General features: G+C 71.3%; 19 protein-coding genes. 11 read left to right on the top strand and 8 right to left on the bottom strand.

Annotated elements, in window-relative coordinates; all coding sequences use genetic code 11:
- Positions 1–60: 60 nt before the first annotated feature.
- Positions 61–1,779 carry a glycerol-3-phosphate dehydrogenase/oxidase gene (locus N798_RS11290; RefSeq protein WP_035948576.1) on the bottom strand — a complete coding sequence of 573 codons (1,719 nt, stop codon included), beginning with the start codon at positions 1,777–1,779 and terminating at the stop codon, positions 61–63.
- A 27-nt stretch (positions 1,780–1,806) separates the two neighbouring features.
- Between N798_RS11290 and N798_RS11285 the strand changes: the two genes are divergently transcribed.
- Positions 1,807–2,748: a serine hydrolase gene (locus N798_RS11285; protein WP_084100559.1), complete on the top strand. Its 942-nt coding sequence runs from the start codon at positions 1,807–1,809 to the stop codon at positions 2,746–2,748.
- Positions 2,749–2,775: 27 nt separating this feature from the next.
- On the opposite strand, the gene glpK is transcribed toward N798_RS11285, so the two are convergent.
- Positions 2,776–4,290, bottom strand: a complete 1,515-nt coding sequence (gene glpK / locus N798_RS11280; protein WP_035948571.1) for a glycerol kinase GlpK — start codon at positions 4,288–4,290, stop codon at positions 2,776–2,778.
- A gap of 135 nt (positions 4,291–4,425) precedes the next feature.
- Between glpK and N798_RS11275 the strand changes: the two genes are divergently transcribed.
- The 3 genes from N798_RS11275 (at position 4,426) to N798_RS11265 (ending at position 6,457) form a co-directional block, all read left to right on the top strand.
- On the top strand, positions 4,426–5,328 hold the full coding sequence (locus N798_RS11275) for a type IV toxin-antitoxin system AbiEi family antitoxin domain-containing protein (protein WP_035948568.1): 903 nt from the start codon (positions 4,426–4,428) through the stop codon (positions 5,326–5,328).
- A 141-nt stretch (positions 5,329–5,469) separates the two neighbouring features.
- Positions 5,470–6,012, top strand: coding sequence for a MaoC family dehydratase (locus N798_RS11270; RefSeq protein ID WP_084100569.1), 543 nt, complete (start codon positions 5,470–5,472; stop codon positions 6,010–6,012).
- A 25-nt stretch (positions 6,013–6,037) separates the two neighbouring features.
- Entirely contained in the window at positions 6,038–6,457 is a 420-nt protein-coding gene (locus tag N798_RS11265; RefSeq protein WP_035948563.1) for a VOC family protein, read from the top strand.
- A gap of 3 nt (positions 6,458–6,460) precedes the next feature.
- Here N798_RS11265 and N798_RS11260 read toward each other — a convergent pair whose 3' ends face one another.
- From N798_RS11260 to N798_RS11235, 6 genes are all read right to left on the bottom strand, one after another.
- A complete protein-coding gene (locus N798_RS11260) occupies positions 6,461–7,474 on the bottom strand; it encodes a hypothetical protein (protein WP_035948561.1) in 1,014 nt (337 codons plus the stop codon).
- Positions 7,467–7,964: a SigE family RNA polymerase sigma factor gene (locus N798_RS11255; RefSeq protein WP_035948559.1), complete on the bottom strand. Its 498-nt coding sequence runs from the start codon at positions 7,962–7,964 to the stop codon at positions 7,467–7,469. The genes N798_RS11260 and N798_RS11255 overlap by 8 nt, the downstream gene beginning before the upstream one ends.
- Before the next feature lie 90 nt (positions 7,965–8,054).
- Positions 8,055–8,888 carry a hypothetical protein gene (locus N798_RS11250; protein WP_035948557.1) on the bottom strand — a complete coding sequence of 278 codons (834 nt, stop codon included), beginning with the start codon at positions 8,886–8,888 and terminating at the stop codon, positions 8,055–8,057.
- Positions 8,885–9,397, bottom strand: a complete 513-nt coding sequence (locus N798_RS11245; protein ID WP_035948555.1) for a SigE family RNA polymerase sigma factor — start codon at positions 9,395–9,397, stop codon at positions 8,885–8,887. The genes N798_RS11250 and N798_RS11245 overlap by 4 nt, the downstream gene beginning before the upstream one ends.
- A gap of 87 nt (positions 9,398–9,484) precedes the next feature.
- The gene (locus tag N798_RS11240) at positions 9,485–10,327 is read right to left on the bottom strand and encodes a hypothetical protein (protein WP_035948553.1); all 843 of its coding nucleotides are present in this window, start codon (positions 10,325–10,327) and stop codon (positions 9,485–9,487) included.
- Positions 10,324–10,827: a SigE family RNA polymerase sigma factor gene (locus N798_RS11235; RefSeq protein WP_035948550.1), complete on the bottom strand. Its 504-nt coding sequence runs from the start codon at positions 10,825–10,827 to the stop codon at positions 10,324–10,326. Before N798_RS11235 ends, N798_RS11240 begins: the two co-directional genes overlap by 4 nt.
- Positions 10,828–10,923: 96 nt before the next feature.
- Between N798_RS11235 and N798_RS11230 the strand changes: the two genes are divergently transcribed.
- The 7 genes from N798_RS11230 to N798_RS11200 all read left to right on the top strand — a co-directional run bounded on the left by N798_RS11230 (position 10,924) and on the right by N798_RS11200 (position 16,523).
- A complete protein-coding gene (locus N798_RS11230; protein WP_035948548.1) occupies positions 10,924–11,769 on the top strand; it encodes a PHP domain-containing protein in 846 nt (281 codons plus the stop codon).
- Positions 11,766–12,656 carry a formyltetrahydrofolate deformylase gene (purU, locus tag N798_RS11225; RefSeq protein ID WP_035948545.1) on the top strand — a complete coding sequence of 297 codons (891 nt, stop codon included), beginning with the start codon at positions 11,766–11,768 and terminating at the stop codon, positions 12,654–12,656. Before N798_RS11230 ends, purU begins: the two co-directional genes overlap by 4 nt.
- A 50-nt stretch (positions 12,657–12,706) precedes the next feature.
- Positions 12,707–13,591, top strand: a complete 885-nt coding sequence (locus N798_RS11220; protein WP_229708336.1) for a RecB family exonuclease — start codon at positions 12,707–12,709, stop codon at positions 13,589–13,591.
- Positions 13,592–13,641: 50 nt separating this feature from the next.
- Positions 13,642–14,088, top strand: coding sequence for a VOC family protein (locus N798_RS11215; RefSeq protein WP_229708335.1), 447 nt, complete (start codon positions 13,642–13,644; stop codon positions 14,086–14,088).
- A 1-nt stretch (position 14,089) separates the two neighbouring features.
- Entirely contained in the window at positions 14,090–14,527 is a 438-nt protein-coding gene (locus N798_RS11210; protein ID WP_035948543.1) for a VOC family protein, read from the top strand.
- Positions 14,528–14,625: 98 nt separating this feature from the next.
- Positions 14,626–15,408 (top strand): ParA family protein, encoded by a 783-nt coding sequence (locus tag N798_RS11205; RefSeq protein WP_035948541.1) that lies wholly within the window; start codon positions 14,626–14,628, stop codon positions 15,406–15,408.
- A 56-nt stretch (positions 15,409–15,464) separates the two neighbouring features.
- Positions 15,465–16,523, top strand: a complete 1,059-nt coding sequence (locus N798_RS11200) for an NAD(P)-dependent alcohol dehydrogenase (protein ID WP_035948539.1) — start codon at positions 15,465–15,467, stop codon at positions 16,521–16,523.
- Positions 16,524–16,700: the final 177 nt, after the last annotated feature.

Here is a 16,700-nt window from a genome sequence, read left to right as displayed (position 1 = left end):
GGTACGCCGCTGACGTACCGAACGGGAGGAATTGGCGAGGTCTGTGCGCTTTCTGTGCGCTCAGAGGGCGCCGTCGGGGGCGAGGCGGCGGACCTGGTCCGCGCTCTCGTCGTCGGGCATCATCTGGCTCGACATCTCGGCCTCGACCCGGCGGTGGTAGATGTCGATCTCGTTGGCGACGCGCGCGGCGTCCCAGCCGAGGATCGGCGCCGCGAGCGCGGCCGCGTGCGGCGCGGCGCCGAGGCCACGGTCGCGCGCCTCGATCGAGATGCGCGTGCGCCTCGTGAGGATGTCGGTGAGGTGCATCGCGCCCTCGGTCGCCGCCGCGTAGACGACCTCGGCCTTGAGGTGCGTCTCACCGCCGGGCAGGAGCTCGCCGAGCTCGGGCTGGGCGTTGATGAGGACGAGGATCTCCTTGGTGAGGGTGCCGTAGCGCTCGAGGAGGGTCTCGACGTGCTCCTCGTCGATGCCTGCCGAACGGGCGAGGATCTGCGGGCGCTCGCTGAGCCACTCCCAGCCGACCGCGCCGGCGAGGGGCACCTTGTCGGTGGAGGACTCGGCCACCTCCTCGCCGAGGTCCTTGACGGCCTCGTCGACGGCGTCACGGGCCATGATCCGGTAGGTCGTGTACTTGCCGCCGGCGACGAGCGTGAGGCCGGGAACCGGTGTGGCGACGACGTGCTCGCGTGAGAGCTTGGTGGTCTCGTCGGAGTCGTCGCCCGAGATCAAGGGGCGCAGGCCGGCATACACGCCGTCGATGTCGTCCCGCGTGAGGGGAGTGACGAGGACCGAGTTGACCGTCTCGAGGAGGTAGTCGATGTCGGCGGACGTGGCGGCGGGGTGGGCCTTGTCGAGACTCCAGTCGGTGTCGGTCGTGCCGATGATCCAGTGCTCGTCCCACGGGATGATGAAGAGGACGGACTTCTCGGTGCGCAGGATGACGCCGGTCTCGGACGTGATGCGGTCGCGCGGAACGACGAGGTGGATGCCCTTGCTCGACCGGACCTTGAGGGGGCCGTCGTCGCCGAGCATCGACTGGATCTCGTCGGTCCAGACGCCGGTGGCGGCGACGACCCGCCGGGCCCGGATGTCGAGCTCCTCGCCGGTCGCGTTGTCGCGGGCGCGCACTCCGACGACGCGCTCGCCGTCGTCGGAGCGGAGCAGGCTCGTCGCGGCGACGCGGTTGATGACGTGGGCGCCGTGCTGTGCCGCGGTCCGGGCGAGCTCGAGGACGAAGCGGGCGTCGTCGACCTGGGCGTCGTGGTACTGGATCGCGCCGGTGAGCGCGTCGGGTCGCAGGCTCGGCATGAGGCGCAGGGCGGCCTTCTTGCCGAGGTGACGGTGGCGCGGGAGTCCGGCGGTCTGGCGCACGCCGAACGCGAGTCCGTCGTAGAGCGCGATGCCCGAGCCGACGTAGAACCGCTCCCACGCGGGCTTGCTCAGCGGGTACATGAACGGCACCGGCCGGACGAGGTGCGGAGCGATCGTCGTGAGGAGCAGCCGGCGCTCCTGCAGGGCCTCGTGGACGAGCCCGAAGTCGAGCATCTCGAGGTAGCGCAGGCCGCCGTGGATCAGCTTGCTCGACCGCGAGCTCGTGCCGCTGGCGTAGTCGCGGGCCTCGATGAGCCCGGTCGAGAGGCCACGCGTCACCGCGTCGAGCGCCGCACCGCAGCCGACGACGCCGCCTCCGACGACGAGGACGTCGAGCTCACCGCCGGAACGGAACCGCTCGAGCGTGGACGTGCGTGCCGCGGGGGAGAGGGTCACCCGCTCGAGCATAGTTGCGCGCTCGCCTACGCTCCTGTCATGCCCCCACCCCGTTCGCCGAGTCGTCCGCTGACCCGGCGGCTCGTGCTCGAGTCCGCGCTCGCGGGTGCCGCCGTCGGCGTCCCGGCGTGGCTGGCGTTCGGGTCCACGGCCAGTGCCGGTGTGGAGAGCGGCATCTCGCGTGGGCGCGCGGCATCCGGTGAGGCGGCGTCCGCTCCTGCCGCCGCCGTGCCCTCGCTCGACCGGGCTGCGCTCACTGCGGCGCTCGACGCCCACCGCGCGGAGCGGGGCGGGACGATGGGGCTCGTCGTGCACGACCTGCGCACCGGCGGCCGGTTCGCCTGGCGAGAGTTCGAGAACGAGTCGCTGAGCACGATCAAGGTCCTCATCCTGCTCGCGTGCCTCAAGAAGGTGCAGGACGGTGGCGAGCCCTTCACCGACGAGCGGCACTCGCAGGCCCGCCGGATGATCCAGGCGAGCGACAACGCCGCGACCGACGCGCTCCTCGAGTGGGTGTCGACGGGCAAGGTGCAGGAGGCCGCCGGTCTCCTCGGGCTCAAGGCCACGACGGTCCGCGGTGGCGGTCCTGCCGGGTCGAAGACGTGGTGGGGCTACAGCACGACCACTCCGAGCGACCTCGTCTCCGTCGTCGACGCCGTCGTCACAGGCACCCCCGTCATCCACGCGGGCCACCGTGCCTACATCCGCCACCTCATGGCCGGTGTCGTGCCCGACCAGCGCTGGGGCGTCGCCGACCCGCCGCTGCCGCGGACGGCATACACGGAGACGAAGAACGGCTGGGGCCCGCTCCCGGACGGCTACCGGCTCAACTCGATCGGACGCGTGCTCGGCAACGGCCGAAGCCACACGATGGCGATCCTCACCCGCAGTCCGCAGGGTTTCCGCTACGGGCGCGAGACGATCAACGGGCTGTCGAAGATCGTCTACGACGCGCTCGCGCAGCCTCTCGCGGCGGAGTAGCCGAGCCCCGCCTCGGTCGCCCTCGCGTCAGTCGACCTCGACCCAGTCGAGGGTCCGCTCGACCGCCTTGAGCCACCCGGCATACCCGACCTCGCGCTGCTCGTCCGACCATGTCGGCTCCCAGCGCTCCGCCTCGGCCCACTTGCTCCTCAGCTCGTCGGTGCCGGACCAGAACCCGGTCGCCAGCCCCGCGGCATACGCAGCCCCGAGCGCCGTCGTCTCCGCGACGACCGGCTTGCTCACCGGCACGCCGAGGATGTCGGCCTGGAGCTGCATGCAGAGCCGGTTGGCCGTGACTCCGCCGTCGACCTTGAGGGTCTCGAGGCGCACGCCGGAGTCGGCGGTCATCGCGTCGGCGACGTCGCGGCTCTGGTAGCAGATCGCCTCGAGCGTGGCCCGGGCGAGATGGGCGTTGGTGTTGAAGCGCGAGAGCCCGACGATCGCGCCGCGCGCGTCGCTGCGCCAGTAGGGCGCGAACAGCCCGCTGAACGCCGGCACGAAGTAGACGCCGCCCGTGTCCTCGACCTGCTTGGCGAGCCCCTCGATCTCGGAGGCGCCCGAGATGATGCCGAGCTGGTCGCGCAGCCACTGCACGGCGCTGCCGGTCACGGCGATCGAGCCCTCGAGGGCGTAGACGGGGTCGGCGTCGCCGAGCTGGTAGGCGACCGTCGTGAGCAGGCCGTTCTCGCTGCGGACGAGCTCGGTGCCGGTGTTGAGCAGGAGGAAGTTGCCGGTGCCGTAGGTGTTCTTGGCCTCGCCGGGCTCGAAGCAGACCTGCCCGACCGTGGCCGCCTGCTGGTCGCCGAGGACGCCGGTGATCGGCACCTGCGCGGTCCCTCGCTCCCCGGACGTCGTCCCGTATGCCGTCGCGTGGCTGCTCGCGGAGATCTCCGGGAGCATCTCGCGCGGGATCCCGAAGAACCCGAGCAGCTCGTCGTCCCAGTCGAGCGTCGTGAGGTCCATGAGCATCGTGCGGCTCGCGTTGGTGACGTCGGTGACGTGCAGGCCGCCGCGCGGGCCGCCGGTGAGGTTCCACACGAGCCACGTGTCGGGGGTGCCGAAGAGGGCGTCTCCGCGCTCGGCCGCCTCGCGGACGCCGTCGACGTTGTCGAGCATCCACTGGACCTTGCCCGCGGAGAAGTAGGTCGCCGGTGGGAGGCCCGCCTTGTGCCGGATGGTCTGCCCGCGCTCGTCGGCGTCGAGGGACTTGGCGATGGAGTCGGTGCGGGTGTCCTGCCAGACGATGGCGTTGTGGAACGGGCGTCCGGTGCGGCGGTCCCAGACGATCGCCGTCTCGCGCTGGTTGGTGATGCCGATGGCGGCGAGGTCGGTGCCGGACAGCCCCGCCTTGGTCAGGGCGCTGCCGATGACGGTCTGGGTGCGGTCCCAGATCTCGAGCGGGTTGTGCTCCACCCAGCCGGCGCGGGGGAGGAGCTGCTCGTGCTCGAGCTGGTGGCGGGCGACCTCGGCGCCGTCGTGGTCGAAGACCATGAACCGCGTGCTCGTCGTGCCCTGGTCGACCGCCCCGATGAAGTCCGCCATGCCGGTCAGCCTATGACGCGGAAATCTCCGATCCTCCCGGTTGCAACCGTGCACGGATGAGATGTTGGCGTCCTCATGGCTCGGGGCTGTGGACGATGGGACGGCCGGCCGACACGGTTCCGCCACGCTGGCTCCATGGATGCCCGACTGCACCGGCTCGCCATGGACCTCGGCGGGGTCTTCTCCACGGCCGACGCGCGACACGTCGACGTCGACGACGCGACGCTGCGCGCACTGGTCCGGTCCAAGGAGGTCGTGCGAGTGCGGCGCGGCGCCTACGTCGTGGGCGAGATCTGGGCTGCTGCCGAGCACGAGGACGCGCTCCGGCTGAGGACCAAGGCTGTCCTGAGAGCCCGTCGGGCGGATGTCGCCACACATCAGGCCGCCCTCGCCCTGCACCGCCTGCCCCTTCACGGCGTGCGTCTCGACGTCGTTGACGCCCAGTCCAACGTCAGCCGAGTCCGGCTGTCGGCGGGACTGCGGACCCAACCCGGTGACCTGCCGTCCGTGAACGTCGAGGGTGTGCGAGCGGTTCGTATCGGGCACGCCATCGTCCAGGTGCTCCTCCGGTCGGGGCTGGAAGCGGCGGTGGTCCCCTTGGACGCTGCCCTTCGCACGAGGGCCTGCGTCATCGAGGACCTCGAGGCGGCTCTCGCAGTGCTGGCGCCGAAGCGTCACGCGGCGTTGGGCGCCACGTTGATCTCGTTGGCCGACCCGAAGAGCGACTCACCCGGTGAGTCGCGTACCCGGTTGCTCCTCCACGACCTCGGGTTCAGCTGGCGGAGTCAGGTCGTCATCTGCGACGAGCACGACGAGTTCGTGGCCAAGGTGGACTTCCTCGTCGGCGGCCGCGTCGTCGTGGAGTTCGACGGGTTGCAGAAGTACGCCGGTTCGCAGGGCCGCGCGGCGCTCGCGGCGGAGAAGCGTCGTGAGGACCGGCTGCGGGCTCTCGGGTATGCCGTGGTGAGGTTGACGTGGGCCGACCTGTCGAACCCTGCGCGAGTGGCCGCGATGCTGCGACGTGCGCTTGCCGCCTGAGAGGTGTCGGGGAAATCTCGAGGTCGACCCGGTTGCAACCGGGCATCTCCGAGATTTCCGCGTCATGGTTCGCGGTGCTGTGAGGGAACGCACGCGGCATTCGCGCGACCGGGACGACGGCGGCAGGCAAGGATGGGCGGCATGCAGTTCGGACGCAGCTACGAAGAGTTCGAGGTCGGCGCGACCTACAAGCACTGGCCCGGCAAGACGGTCACCGAGTTCGACGACCACTTGTTCTGCCTGCTCACGATGAACCACCACCCCCTGCACCTCGACAGCAACTACGCCGAGGAGACGACGCAGTTCGGGCGCAACGTCGTCGTCGGCAACTACGTCTACTCGATCCTGCTCGGCATGAGCGTCCCCGACATCTCGGGCAAGGCCATCGCCAACCTCGAGATCGAGAGCCTGCGCCACGTCGCGCCGACCTTCCACGGCGACACCCTCTACGGCGAGACGCGTGTGCTCGACAAGTGGGAGAGCAGCTCCAAGGACGACCGCGGCGTCGTGCACGTCGAGACGATCGGCTACAACCAGGACGGCAAGGTCGTCTGCATCTTCCGTCGCAAGGTCATGGTGCCGAAGGACAACTACCTCGAGGCCCGCGGCGGCGAGCAGCCCGGCCGCCCGGTCCCGCAGCCCGACAAGAACTGGCCCGGCCCCAAAAACGCCGCGACCGACTGACGGCTCGCGTGCGAGGGTGGCGCGCATGACCTCACGCATCTCGCACACGTCCGTCGACTCCCGTGACGCCCACGCCCAGTCCCACTGGTGGAGCGAGGTGCTCGGCTGGTCCGAGGACCCGCAGGACCCGAACCTCCCGGGTCACGAGGAGTGCATGATCTTCAGCCCCGACGGTCGCGAGCGCCTGCTCTTCATCGAGGTCCCGGAGGGCAAGACGGTGAAGAACCGCCTGCACCTCGACCTCACGCCGACCGACCGCACGCGCGACGAGGAGGTCGAGCGGCTCCTCGCGCACGGGGCGACCGTGCACCAGGACCTGCGCGACCTCCCCGGTCGCCCCGCCGGGTCGGGCTGGGTGACCCTGCTCGACCCGGAGGGCAACGAGTTCTGCATCCTGCGCAGCGAGTCGGAGCGACCCGACCCCTATGCGCACCTCGTCGTCTGAGGCCTACTCCACCGCTTCGGTATGCCGTGTGCCCGCCGTGTCGGTCCAGCTCACCGTGGTGACGATGGGGCCCGAGCCGGCGCCGGGTCCGGACGCCTTGGCGAAAGCGACCTCGGCGGTGCCGAGTGAGCGGACGGTGACGTCGGTGGTGCGGGAGGCGTTCGCCCACTCGAGCCTCACGTCTCGCGCGCCCTCCGGCAGGAGCGTCACCGAGCTCCAGGACCACGCGCCACCGTCGGGCTTCTGCCCATAGCCCATCGTCGTGCTCTCGCCAGTGGTGAGAGGGCGGGTCGAGCCGCCGCTGCCGTCGGCCATGAAGACCCCCATGGTCCCGGCCTCACGAGCGAGGAAGAACCGGTCGCCGTCGTTGGTGGGAACGCTCGGGAGGAGCTCGCCCCGGGCCGAGCGAACCTCGTCGACGGCGTTGGTCCAGAAGGTGTCGACATAGTTCTCGGTCTGCGCGGGGACTTCGAACCTCAGCGCGATCGCCTGGTAGTCGGTCCCGGGAAGCGGCTTGGTGTCCTGTTCGACCCCACCGGTGGTGCCGTCTCTGGTGACGGTCAGGAACTGCTCCGCGTCAGCGGGAGCCGTGCCGAGCATGACGCCGTCGGCGCCGGTCCCGGTGCCCATGGAGACGACGGTCGCGTCGGCGCTCGACCCCGCGAGCTGCTGCCGTGACGTGCCCGAGCCCTTGTAGAACATGACGTTCGGCTGGTCGGCCGGGGCGCCCGGTCGCACCTCGACGGACCAGTCGCCGTCGAACAGGGCGGCGGACACGCGTCGGCCAGCGTCGACGGAGGTCGAAGGTCCGGCTGGCAGCGCCTCCCCGCCGAGGCCGGAGCCAAGGGTGGTGAAGGCGATCGCGGCGGCGGCGACCGCAGCGCCGGCACCCACGCCCGCGCGGCGCAGGTTGCGGCGGCGCAGGCGGCGACGGCCGCCGGTGTGGACGGCGTCCTCGTCGACGGACATGGCCGGGGACGGGGGAGCGGCGAGCAGCTCGAGGATCGGGTCAGACATGACGACCTCCTTCGGGGACGAGCAGGGTGCGGAGACGGGTGAGGCCACGCGAGGTCGAGGACTTCACGGTGCCGGTGCTCACGTCGAGGGCGTCGGCCGTCTCGCGCTCGGAGAGGCCGATGTGGTGGCGCAGGACGACGCACTGCCGTTCGCGCACGGGCAGGGTCGCGAGCGCCGAGGCGAGCTCGTCGGCGAGGGCGACGTGCTCGGAGCGGTCTGGCCGCCCCGTGTCGGGGACCTCGTCGGTGAGGTTCTCGCGCCAGCGGCGTCGGTAGGAGTCGGTGTGGAGGTTGACGAGGACCCGGCGGGCGTAGTTGTGCGTGCCACCCTCCTCGATCCGCGGCCAGGCCACGTAGACCCGCTCGAGGGTCTCCTGCACGAGGTCCTCGGCGCTCGACGCGCCCCCCGTGAGCAGCCACGCCAGCTTGAGCAGCCGGGGCGAGCTGGCCCTCAGGAACTCGTCGAACGAGCCGTCATCACGTCGCTTCACGGCACCTCCTCCACCTCATCATCGAACCGGACGCCCTTGGTACGGGCGTCCGGTGCGAAAGGTTGTCTTGCGGCGACGTTTCTTCGCGGCTCATTCCTCACTGAGGTCCCACAGCCCGCCCTGTTCGGTGCGCACCACCCATCCGCTGGGCCGTCCCGAGGCGAACGCCGTCGGCTCGTCCGTGCGGAACACCGTGACGAACAGCTGCACGTAGGGCGCTTCCGTGATGTCCTCGCCGTCCGGCACCGGGACGGAGATGTGGCCGACGACCTCGGTGTCGACGGGGGTGCCGTCGACCGAGACGAGGTCGGTGAGCCGCGACCCGCTGGCGTAGAGGACGAACCGTCGGTCCTCGGCATGGCCCCATCGACCCTCGCTGTTGTAGATGGCTGTCGTCGAGAAGACGTCACCGTCCCGGTCCTCGACGGTGAGGTCCTGGTTGTGGTCCCCGGCCGTCGGCGTGAGCCGGGCGCGGAAGTCACGTCCCGCAACGGAGACCCACGAGGACCACCCCGAGCCGGTGCCCGTCGTCGCCGACGGAGTGCTCGACGGGCGCGGTGTCTCGCTCGGCTCCGGCTCGTCGGCGCGGGTGGACGTGGGCGTGGGCGTGGCCGTGGCCGTGGGGGTCGGCGACACGGTGACGGACGCCGAGGTGGTCACCGTGGGTGTGGGCTGCCCGGTCGGGGTCGTCGTGGCGGTCGGCAGGGCGGGCAGTGTGTCGGTGTCGCCGGCCCGTGGGGCGAGGGCCCCGACGGTGGCGGCGATCGCGACGACGGCCGCCGCCGCGCCGGCCGCGGTGAGGACCCGCCGCTGCACGACGCGTCGTCGTCCGCGGATGACGTCGTCCGCCGGGTCGAACGGCGGGACGGGGATGGCGTCGTGGTAGCCCCGCAACCGGTCCAGGACCTCCTGGTCGTTGCTCATCGGTCCTCTCCTCTCCTGGGCGTCGTGCTCTCGTAGGCCGGTGACAGCGCCTGCCTCAACGACGCGAGGGCGTCGGCCGTCTGGCTCTTGACGGTGCCGGTGCTGATGCCGAGCTCCTGGGCGGTCTGCTCGACGGACAGTCCCCAGATGTGCCGGAGCACGACGACCCGGCGCTGACCCGGTGGGAGCCGACGGATCGCGGCTCGGACGGCGTCGGTCTCCTCGAACCCGAACCCCGGCGCCATCGCCGTGTCGGGGAGCTCGCGAGGGGACTCGCGCCGCCACGGGCGGCGCCGGTCGGAGAGGTGGGCGTTGACGATGACCCGGCGCACGTACGCGTCGACGTTGCCGATCGACGCCACGCGGGGCCACACGGCATACAGGCGCACCAGCGCGTCCTGGACGACGTCCTCGGCGCGGTGCGGGTCGCCGCACAGCAGCACCGCCGTCCGGTACAGCTGTGGTCGCCGCGCCATGACGTATGCCGTGAAGTCCGGATCCCTGTCCATCTCAACTCCCTTCCCACCCCTATGACGCGCAGGGGGACCTTCCCGGTTGGGCCGGGAGGGTACTGATTCTCGTGCCGCGCGGTGGGATCACTCGCCCGGCGAGCAGAACCCGACGCAGTACCTCTGCTCGGTCCCGTCGGGCAGTCGCACGACCATGCCCTGAACGTTGTCGTTCTCGTCGACCGTCGCGGCCCGGGGCAGCTTGATGATCGTGATCATGACGGCGTCGAGCTTGCCGGTGTGTGGCTCCGGGTAAGGAGCCCGGATGGTCTCGAACTTCTCACCGCTCACCGGTTGGTCGTTCTCGGTGATGACGTCGGCCCACGGCCCGACATGCGCCGCGAAGACCACCGTCGGGTCGGACAGGACCAGGAGGCTGGGCTCACCGTTGGCGTCGCTCCGCGTGCCCACGAGGACGCCGTCGGCGCGGACCTCCGCCTTGTGGCCGGCACGATCGCCGTACATCGCCGGCACGACCCTGGCCGTGTAGGTCACACCACCGACGACCACCGGGTCGGACCACGGGTAGGTCGAGGGGGTCGCTGTCGCGGTGTTCGCCGGGGTGTCCGACGAGGTGGGCGTCTCGGTGGGGGTCGGGGTGTTCGTGGCGATGGGCGTCGCGGTCGGGCTGGCGGTGGCCGTGGCCGAGGTCGTCGGGGTGGGAGTGGGCTTCGTGGTCGGGGTGGTCGTGGGCGTCGGCACGGCAGGCAGGGTGTCGGTGTCGCCGGGCCGGGGCGCCAGCACGCCGATGGTTCCGGCGAGGGCGAGCACGACGGCGGCGGCGCCGACGCCGGTGAGGATGCGGCGGCGCACGACGACGCGGTGGCCGCGGGTGAGGACGTCGGTGTCGGCGACGCCGAGGTGGTGGGGGGCGCCGCTGGCGGCGCCGCGCAGCTCGCCGCGGAGCAGGTCCTCGAGGTCGGGGCTCATCGCTGGCTCCCTTCGGTGGAGGGGTGGGCGGTTCGGAGGGTGGCGAGGCCACGGGAGGCGCCGGACTTCACGGCGCCGACGGAGATGCCGAGCAGGTCGGCGACCTGCTGCTCGGACAGGTCCTGGTAGTAGCGCAGGACGACGATGCGTCGCTGCTGCGGAGGCAGGAGGTCGAGCATCCGCAGGATCTGGTCGCGGTGCTCGACCGAGGAGTCGGGTGCGGTGGAGCGTTCGGGCACGTCGCCCACGACCTCGCGTGAGGTGCGGCGCCAGGTGTCGGTCTTGTGGTTGACCAGCACCCGGCGGGCAAAGGCGAGCGCGGAGTGGCGTCGCACCTTGGGCCAGGCGGCATACGTCTTGACGAACGCCGCCTGGACGAGCTCCTGCGAGCGCTCCGTCGAACCGGTGATCAGCCACGCGGTGCGCAGCAACGACGGCGTGGCGTCGGTCATGAACGCGGTGAACGCGGCGTCGCGTTCGGCCTTGGACTCTCGTCCCATGTCTCCCCCTCGTCGTGGTCCCACCACCCACTACGCGGGTATGCCGTCGAAGGTTGCCTCCCCGCCCCGGACCCGGCGCGGACCTAGGGTACGAGCGTGAGGATCGACCTGCACACGCACTCGAGCGCGAGCGACGGCACCCAGACACCGGCCGAGCTCGTGGCCGAGGCCGAGGCGGTCGGGCTGGGCATGATCGCCCTCACCGACCACGACACCACGGCCGGCTGGGAGGAGGCGACCGCGGCGGCCCAGCAGGTCGGCATCCGGCTCGTGCGGGGCATCGAGATCTCGTGCAGCCGGAACCACCGCAGCATCCACCTCCTCGGCTACCTGCCCAACCCCGACGACCCGCGCCTCGTCGTCGAGCTCGCCCGAGCCCGCGACAGCCGGGTGACGCGGATGGACCGAATGATCGAGCGGATGGCCGCGGACGGCATACCGGTGTCGGTCGAGGAGGTGCGCGCCCAGCTGGCGCCGGGAGCGACCCTCGGGCGCCCGCACCTCGCCGACGCCCTCGTCGCGAAAGGCGTGGTGGCCGACCGTGACGAGGCCTTCCGTGACCTGCTGCACGACGGCAGCCGCTACTACGTCGGGCACTACGCGCCGGACCCCGTCGCCGCCATCGCGATCGTCCTGGCGGCCGGGGGTGTGCCGGTGCTCGCGCACCCCTTCGCGACGCGGATGGCGACGGTCTCGGACGAGCTGGTGGAGGAGCTCGCCGCGGCCGGCCTCGCCGGACTCGAGGCGCACCACCGCGACCACGAGCCCGCCGACGTCGAGCGTGCGGTGCGGCTCGCGCACCGACACGACCTCGCCGTCACCGGCAGCAGCGACTACCACGGCGCCGGCAAGCTCAACCGCCTCGGTGAGCACACGACGCAGCCCCGACAGTGGTCACGTATCGTCGAGCAGTCCTCTGGCGTGAAGGTGGTGGAACCGTGACCGATGCCGTGACTCGGCGCATCAACCTCGACGACGAGGGCGACCTCGTCCTCACGCTGTCGTGCCCCGACCGGCCTGGCATCGTGGCGGCGGTGAGCCAGCACCTCTTCGAGCGCAGTGCCAACATCGAGGAGAGCCAGCAGTTCAGCGACCACCGGACCGGCCTCTACTTCATGCGCGTGCGGTTCGCCACCGGGCAGGCCGAGCTCGACGTGGACCAGTGGAGGGGCGAGTTCGCCTCCGTCGCAGCGGAGTTCGACATGACGTGGGAGATGCGACCCGCCGCGACGGCATACCGGACGCTCGTCATGGTGAGCAGGTTCGGCCACGTCCTCAACGACCTCCTCTTCCGCTGGAAGTCCGGCCAGGTCAACGCCGACATCGTCGGGATCGTCAGCAACCACACCGACCTCGAGCCGCTCGTCCGCTCCTACGGCATCCCCTTCCACCACGTCCCCGTGACCCGGGAGACCAAGCCGCAGGCGGAGGCCAGGCTGCGCGAGCTGGTGGCCGAGCACGACGTCGAGCTCATCGCCCTCGCGCGCTACATGCAGGTCCTCAGTGACGACCTCTGCCGGGACCTCGGTGGCCGGGTCATCAACATCCACCACTCGTTCCTGCCGAGCTTCAAGGGCGCCAAGCCCTACCACCAGGCCTACGCGCGCGGGGTCAAGGTCATCGGTGCGACGGCGCACTACGTCACCGCCGACCTCGACGAGGGCCCGATCATCGAGCAGGACATCCACCGGGTCGACCACCGCATGCACGCCGACGACCTCGTCGCGGCGGGTGAGGAGGTGGAGTCGCGGGTCTTCGCCCGGGCCGTCCGCTGGCACTGCGAGAGCCGGATCATCCTCAACGGCGACCGCACGGTCGTCTTCAGCTGACCTGTGGAGAGCCTCCCGACGTTGTCGGCGAGGCTGGCTAGGTTGGCGGCGTGACCGAGGTGACGACCGGGCGACCGGTGCAGGCCGAGCTCGCGGGGATGCCGCCGAGGCTCTATCCCGCGAGCCCTTCGCGCCTGCTCGCCCTCGTCGACTGCCCGCGGCGCTACCGGATGCAGTACCTCGACCGGCCGCGACCCGAGCAGCGGCCCCAGCGTGCGCACACGTCGTTCGGCCTCGCCGTGCACAACGCGCTGCGCGACTGGTGGGACCTGCCGCGCGAGCGCCGCACCGCCTCGGCCGGACACGAGCTGGTGCGCCAGTCGTGGATCGAGACCGGCTTCCGTGACGCCGAGCAGTCGGGTGAGTGGCGCCGGCGCGCACAGGAGCACGTCATCGCCTACCTCTCCCGCGTCGACCCCGACGACCACCCGACCGGCATCGAACGCACCGTCTCCTTCGTCAGCGGGGACCTGCGGGTCACCGGCCGCATCGACCGGCTCGACGACCGCGACGGCGAGCTCGTCGTCGTCGACTACAAGACGAGCCAGAAGCCGCTCGGCGAGGCGGACGCGCGGACCTCGCTGCCGATGGCCCTGTATGCCGCGGCCGTCTGGAAGATGTTCCGCCGCCCCTGCCTGCGGGTCGAGCTCCACCACGTGCCGACCGGTGAGGTCGTCTCGCACACCCACACGCCGGAGTCACTCACCCGCAAGGTCGACGAGGCCAAGTCGATCGCCCGAGACGCCCGTCGGGCCGACGCCGACTTCGCCGAACGCGGGGTGGAGTCCACCCTCTTCCCACCGGTCGTCGGGCCGCTGTGCACGTGGTGCGACTTCCGCGCGCACTGCCCCGAGGGCCAGACGGCAGGGCCGGAGAAGTCCGGGTGGGCGGCGCTCGAGCCCGCCGAGGTCCCCCGCGCGGTCGAGGTCGACTGACCGCTCGTCGCAGGTCGCCGTGTGTCGGCGTCGGGTGCAAGGGTGGGCCCATGATCGTCGACCACATCGGAATCACCTGCGCCGACCTCGAGGCCTCCAAGCGCTTCTACGACACCGTGCTCGCGACGCTGGGCCATCGCCGGGTGCTCGACGTCGACGTGGCGGTCGGCTACGGCAGCGAGAGCCCCGACTTCTGGATCGCCCAGCCCGAGGTCGAGACCGAGAACCGCGAGTCGCACCTCGCCTTCACCGCCTCGGGCGTCGAGGCGGTCCACGCCTTCCACGCAGCGGCGACGGGCCTCGGCGCCGAGACCCTCCACGAGCCGCGGCTCTGGCCGGAGTACCACCCGGGCTACTACGCCGTCTTCGTGCGCGACCCCGACGGCAACAACGTCGAGGCCGTCTTCCACGGCGCGGCGGGCGAGCCCCCCGTGGCGGGCGAGCAGGGAGCGGCCGGTGAGGCTGCCGCGCGGGCCGAGGGGCGCGAGGAGGGCTGAGGTGGAGCAGCGCGTCTCCTTCGTCACGCTCGCCGTGCGCGACCTCGCCGCCTCGCACCGGTTCTACGTCGAGGGACTCGGCTGGACCCCCGAGTTCCACGACCCCGACGAGGTCCTCATGTTCCGCGCCGGGCCGCTCACCGTGCTCTCGCTCTGGGACCTCGCCCACTTCGAGGCCGAGGTCGGCGCGAGCGCCCGGTCCGGCCCGGGCGTCGTGCCGATGACCCTGAGCCACAACGTCCACGAGCGCGAGCAGGTCGACTCCGTGCTGGGCGACGCCCGGGCAGCCGGGGCGAGCGAGATCTCCGAGGCGGTCGAGCGCGAGTGGGGTGGCTACACCGGCTACTTCGCCGACCCCGACGGCTTCCGCTGGGAGGTCGCGTGGAACCCCGGCCCGGTCGGCCGGCTGGTCCTGCCACCAGTGGCCGACACCACCTGACGGGGGTGCCGACCGCAGGCGACCGGCCTGAGACACTGGGGCGTGGGTCCCACGCTCTGCGTGGACCGGCATACCGATCTCTCTCGCAAGGACCTCACGTGCCCCCTCGCAAGCGCGCCACCGGTGCCACCATCCTCGCGGTCGCCAACCAGAAGGGCGGCGTGGCCAAGACGACGTCGGTGGCCTCGCTGGGCGCTGCCTTCGCCGAGCTCGGCAAGCGGGTGCTCCTCGTCGACCTCGACGCGCAGGCCTGCCTGACCTTCAGCCTCGGCGTGGACCCGGACGAGGTCGAGGAGTCGGTCCACCACGTCCTTCTCGGCCAGGTCGAGATCGGCGACGTCGTCGTCGAGTGCGAGGACGGCGTGCACCTCGTGCCGAGCTCGATCGACCTCGCCGGCACCGAGGCCGTCCTCCTCGGCCGCCCGGCGCGCGAGTACGTCCTCCAGACCGCGCTCGACCCGGTGCGCAAGGACTACGACGTCATCCTCATCGACTGCTCGCCCAGCCTGGGGGTGCTCACGCTCAACGCGCTCACGGCCGCGAACGGGCTCATCATCCCGATGCCGTGCGAGATGCTCAGCCACCGCGGAGTCGGACAGCTGCTCGACACCGTCGCCGACGTCAAGAGGTTCCTCAACAAGAAGCTCGAGGTCGTCGGCATCCTCCCGACGCTCTTCGACGGGCGGAGCAACCACGCCCAAGAAGTCCTCTCCGACGTCGGCGAGCGCTACGACCTGCCCGTGCTCTCGCCCCCGATCCCGCGCACCGTGCGGTTCGCGGAGGCGCCCGCCGTGGGTCGGTCGATCCTCGCGACGTCGCGGACCTCCAAGGGCGCCAAGGCCTACCGCGAGGTCGCCGAGAGCCTGCTGCCGCGCGTCTAGGCGCAGCCCCCGACGCGCGGTCCGGGGCACCCCTCGTGCGGGTTTACGGTGGTGACATGCCCACCACCACACGAGCACTGTCCGTCCCCTCCGCCGGCGCTCCCTTCGAGGCTGTCGACCTCGAGCGCCGTGACCTGCGCGACGACGACGTCCGGATCGACATCGCCTTCGCCGGCATCTGCCACAGCGACATCCACACCGTCCGCGACGAGTGGGGCGCCGCGCACTACCCGATCGTCACCGGCCACGAGATCGCCGGCACGGTGAGCGCCGTCGGTGACGGCGTGACGAAGTTCAAGGTCGGCGACCGCGTCGGCGTCGGCTGCCTCGTCGACTCCTGTGGCGAGTGCGAGAACTGCAAGAACGGCCAGGAGATGTTCTGCAGCAAGGGTTCGGTCGGCACCTACAACAGCCAGAACTACGACGGCGAGTGGGCCGCCGGCGGCTACAGCCAGCAGATCGTCGTCACCGAGCGCATGGTCCTGCGCATCCCCGAGGGGATCGAGCTCGACGAGGCCGCTCCGCTGCTCTGCGCCGGGATCACGACCTACTCGCCGCTGCGCCGCTGGGGCGCCGGGCCGGGCAAGAAGGTCGCCGTCGTCGGTGTCGGCGGCCTCGGGCACATGGCCGTCAAGCTCGCCGCCGCGATGGGCGCCGAGGTCACCACGCTCTCGCGCTCCTCCGCCAAGGCCGACGACGCCAAGGAGCTCGGCTCGAGCCGGCACATCGCGACGAGCGACGAGGACGCCATGAAGGACGCGAGGGGCAGCTTCGACCTCATCGTCAACACCGTGAGCGCCGACCTCGACATGGAGACCTACGTCCGGCTGCTCCGCCCCAACGGTGCGCTCGTCAACGTCGGCCTTCCGCCCAGCAAGCTCTCCGTGAGCCCGGGGAGCCTCATCGGCGGCAACAAGGTCCTCACCGGCAGCAACATCGGTGGCATCGGCGAGACCCAGGAGATGCTCGACTTCTGCGCCGAGCACGGCATCGGCGCCACGATCGAGAAGCTCGACGCGAGCGACACGACGACCGTCGACACGGCATACGACGAGGTCGTGGCGGGCAACGTCCGCTACCGCTACGTCATCGACACCGCGACGATCCCGGCCTGACGATGAGAGACGAAGGCCCGCCCCGCGTGTTGCGGGGCGGGCCTTCGTCATGCCGATGCCGTATGCCGGCCGGCGCGGCTCAGTCGGTCGAGGCCGCCGGCTTGCCGCCGCGGGTGCGGCGACGGCTGCGGTTGCGGCGGGGCGCCGCGGAACCCTCGGTCCCGGCCTCGCCCGAGG

The sequence above is a fragment of the Knoellia flava TL1 genome, assembly GCF_000768675.1.
GTDB classification, from domain to species: Bacteria; Actinomycetota; Actinomycetes; order Actinomycetales; family Dermatophilaceae; genus Knoellia; species Knoellia flava.
This window is presented reverse-complemented; position numbering and strand designations above follow the sequence as displayed.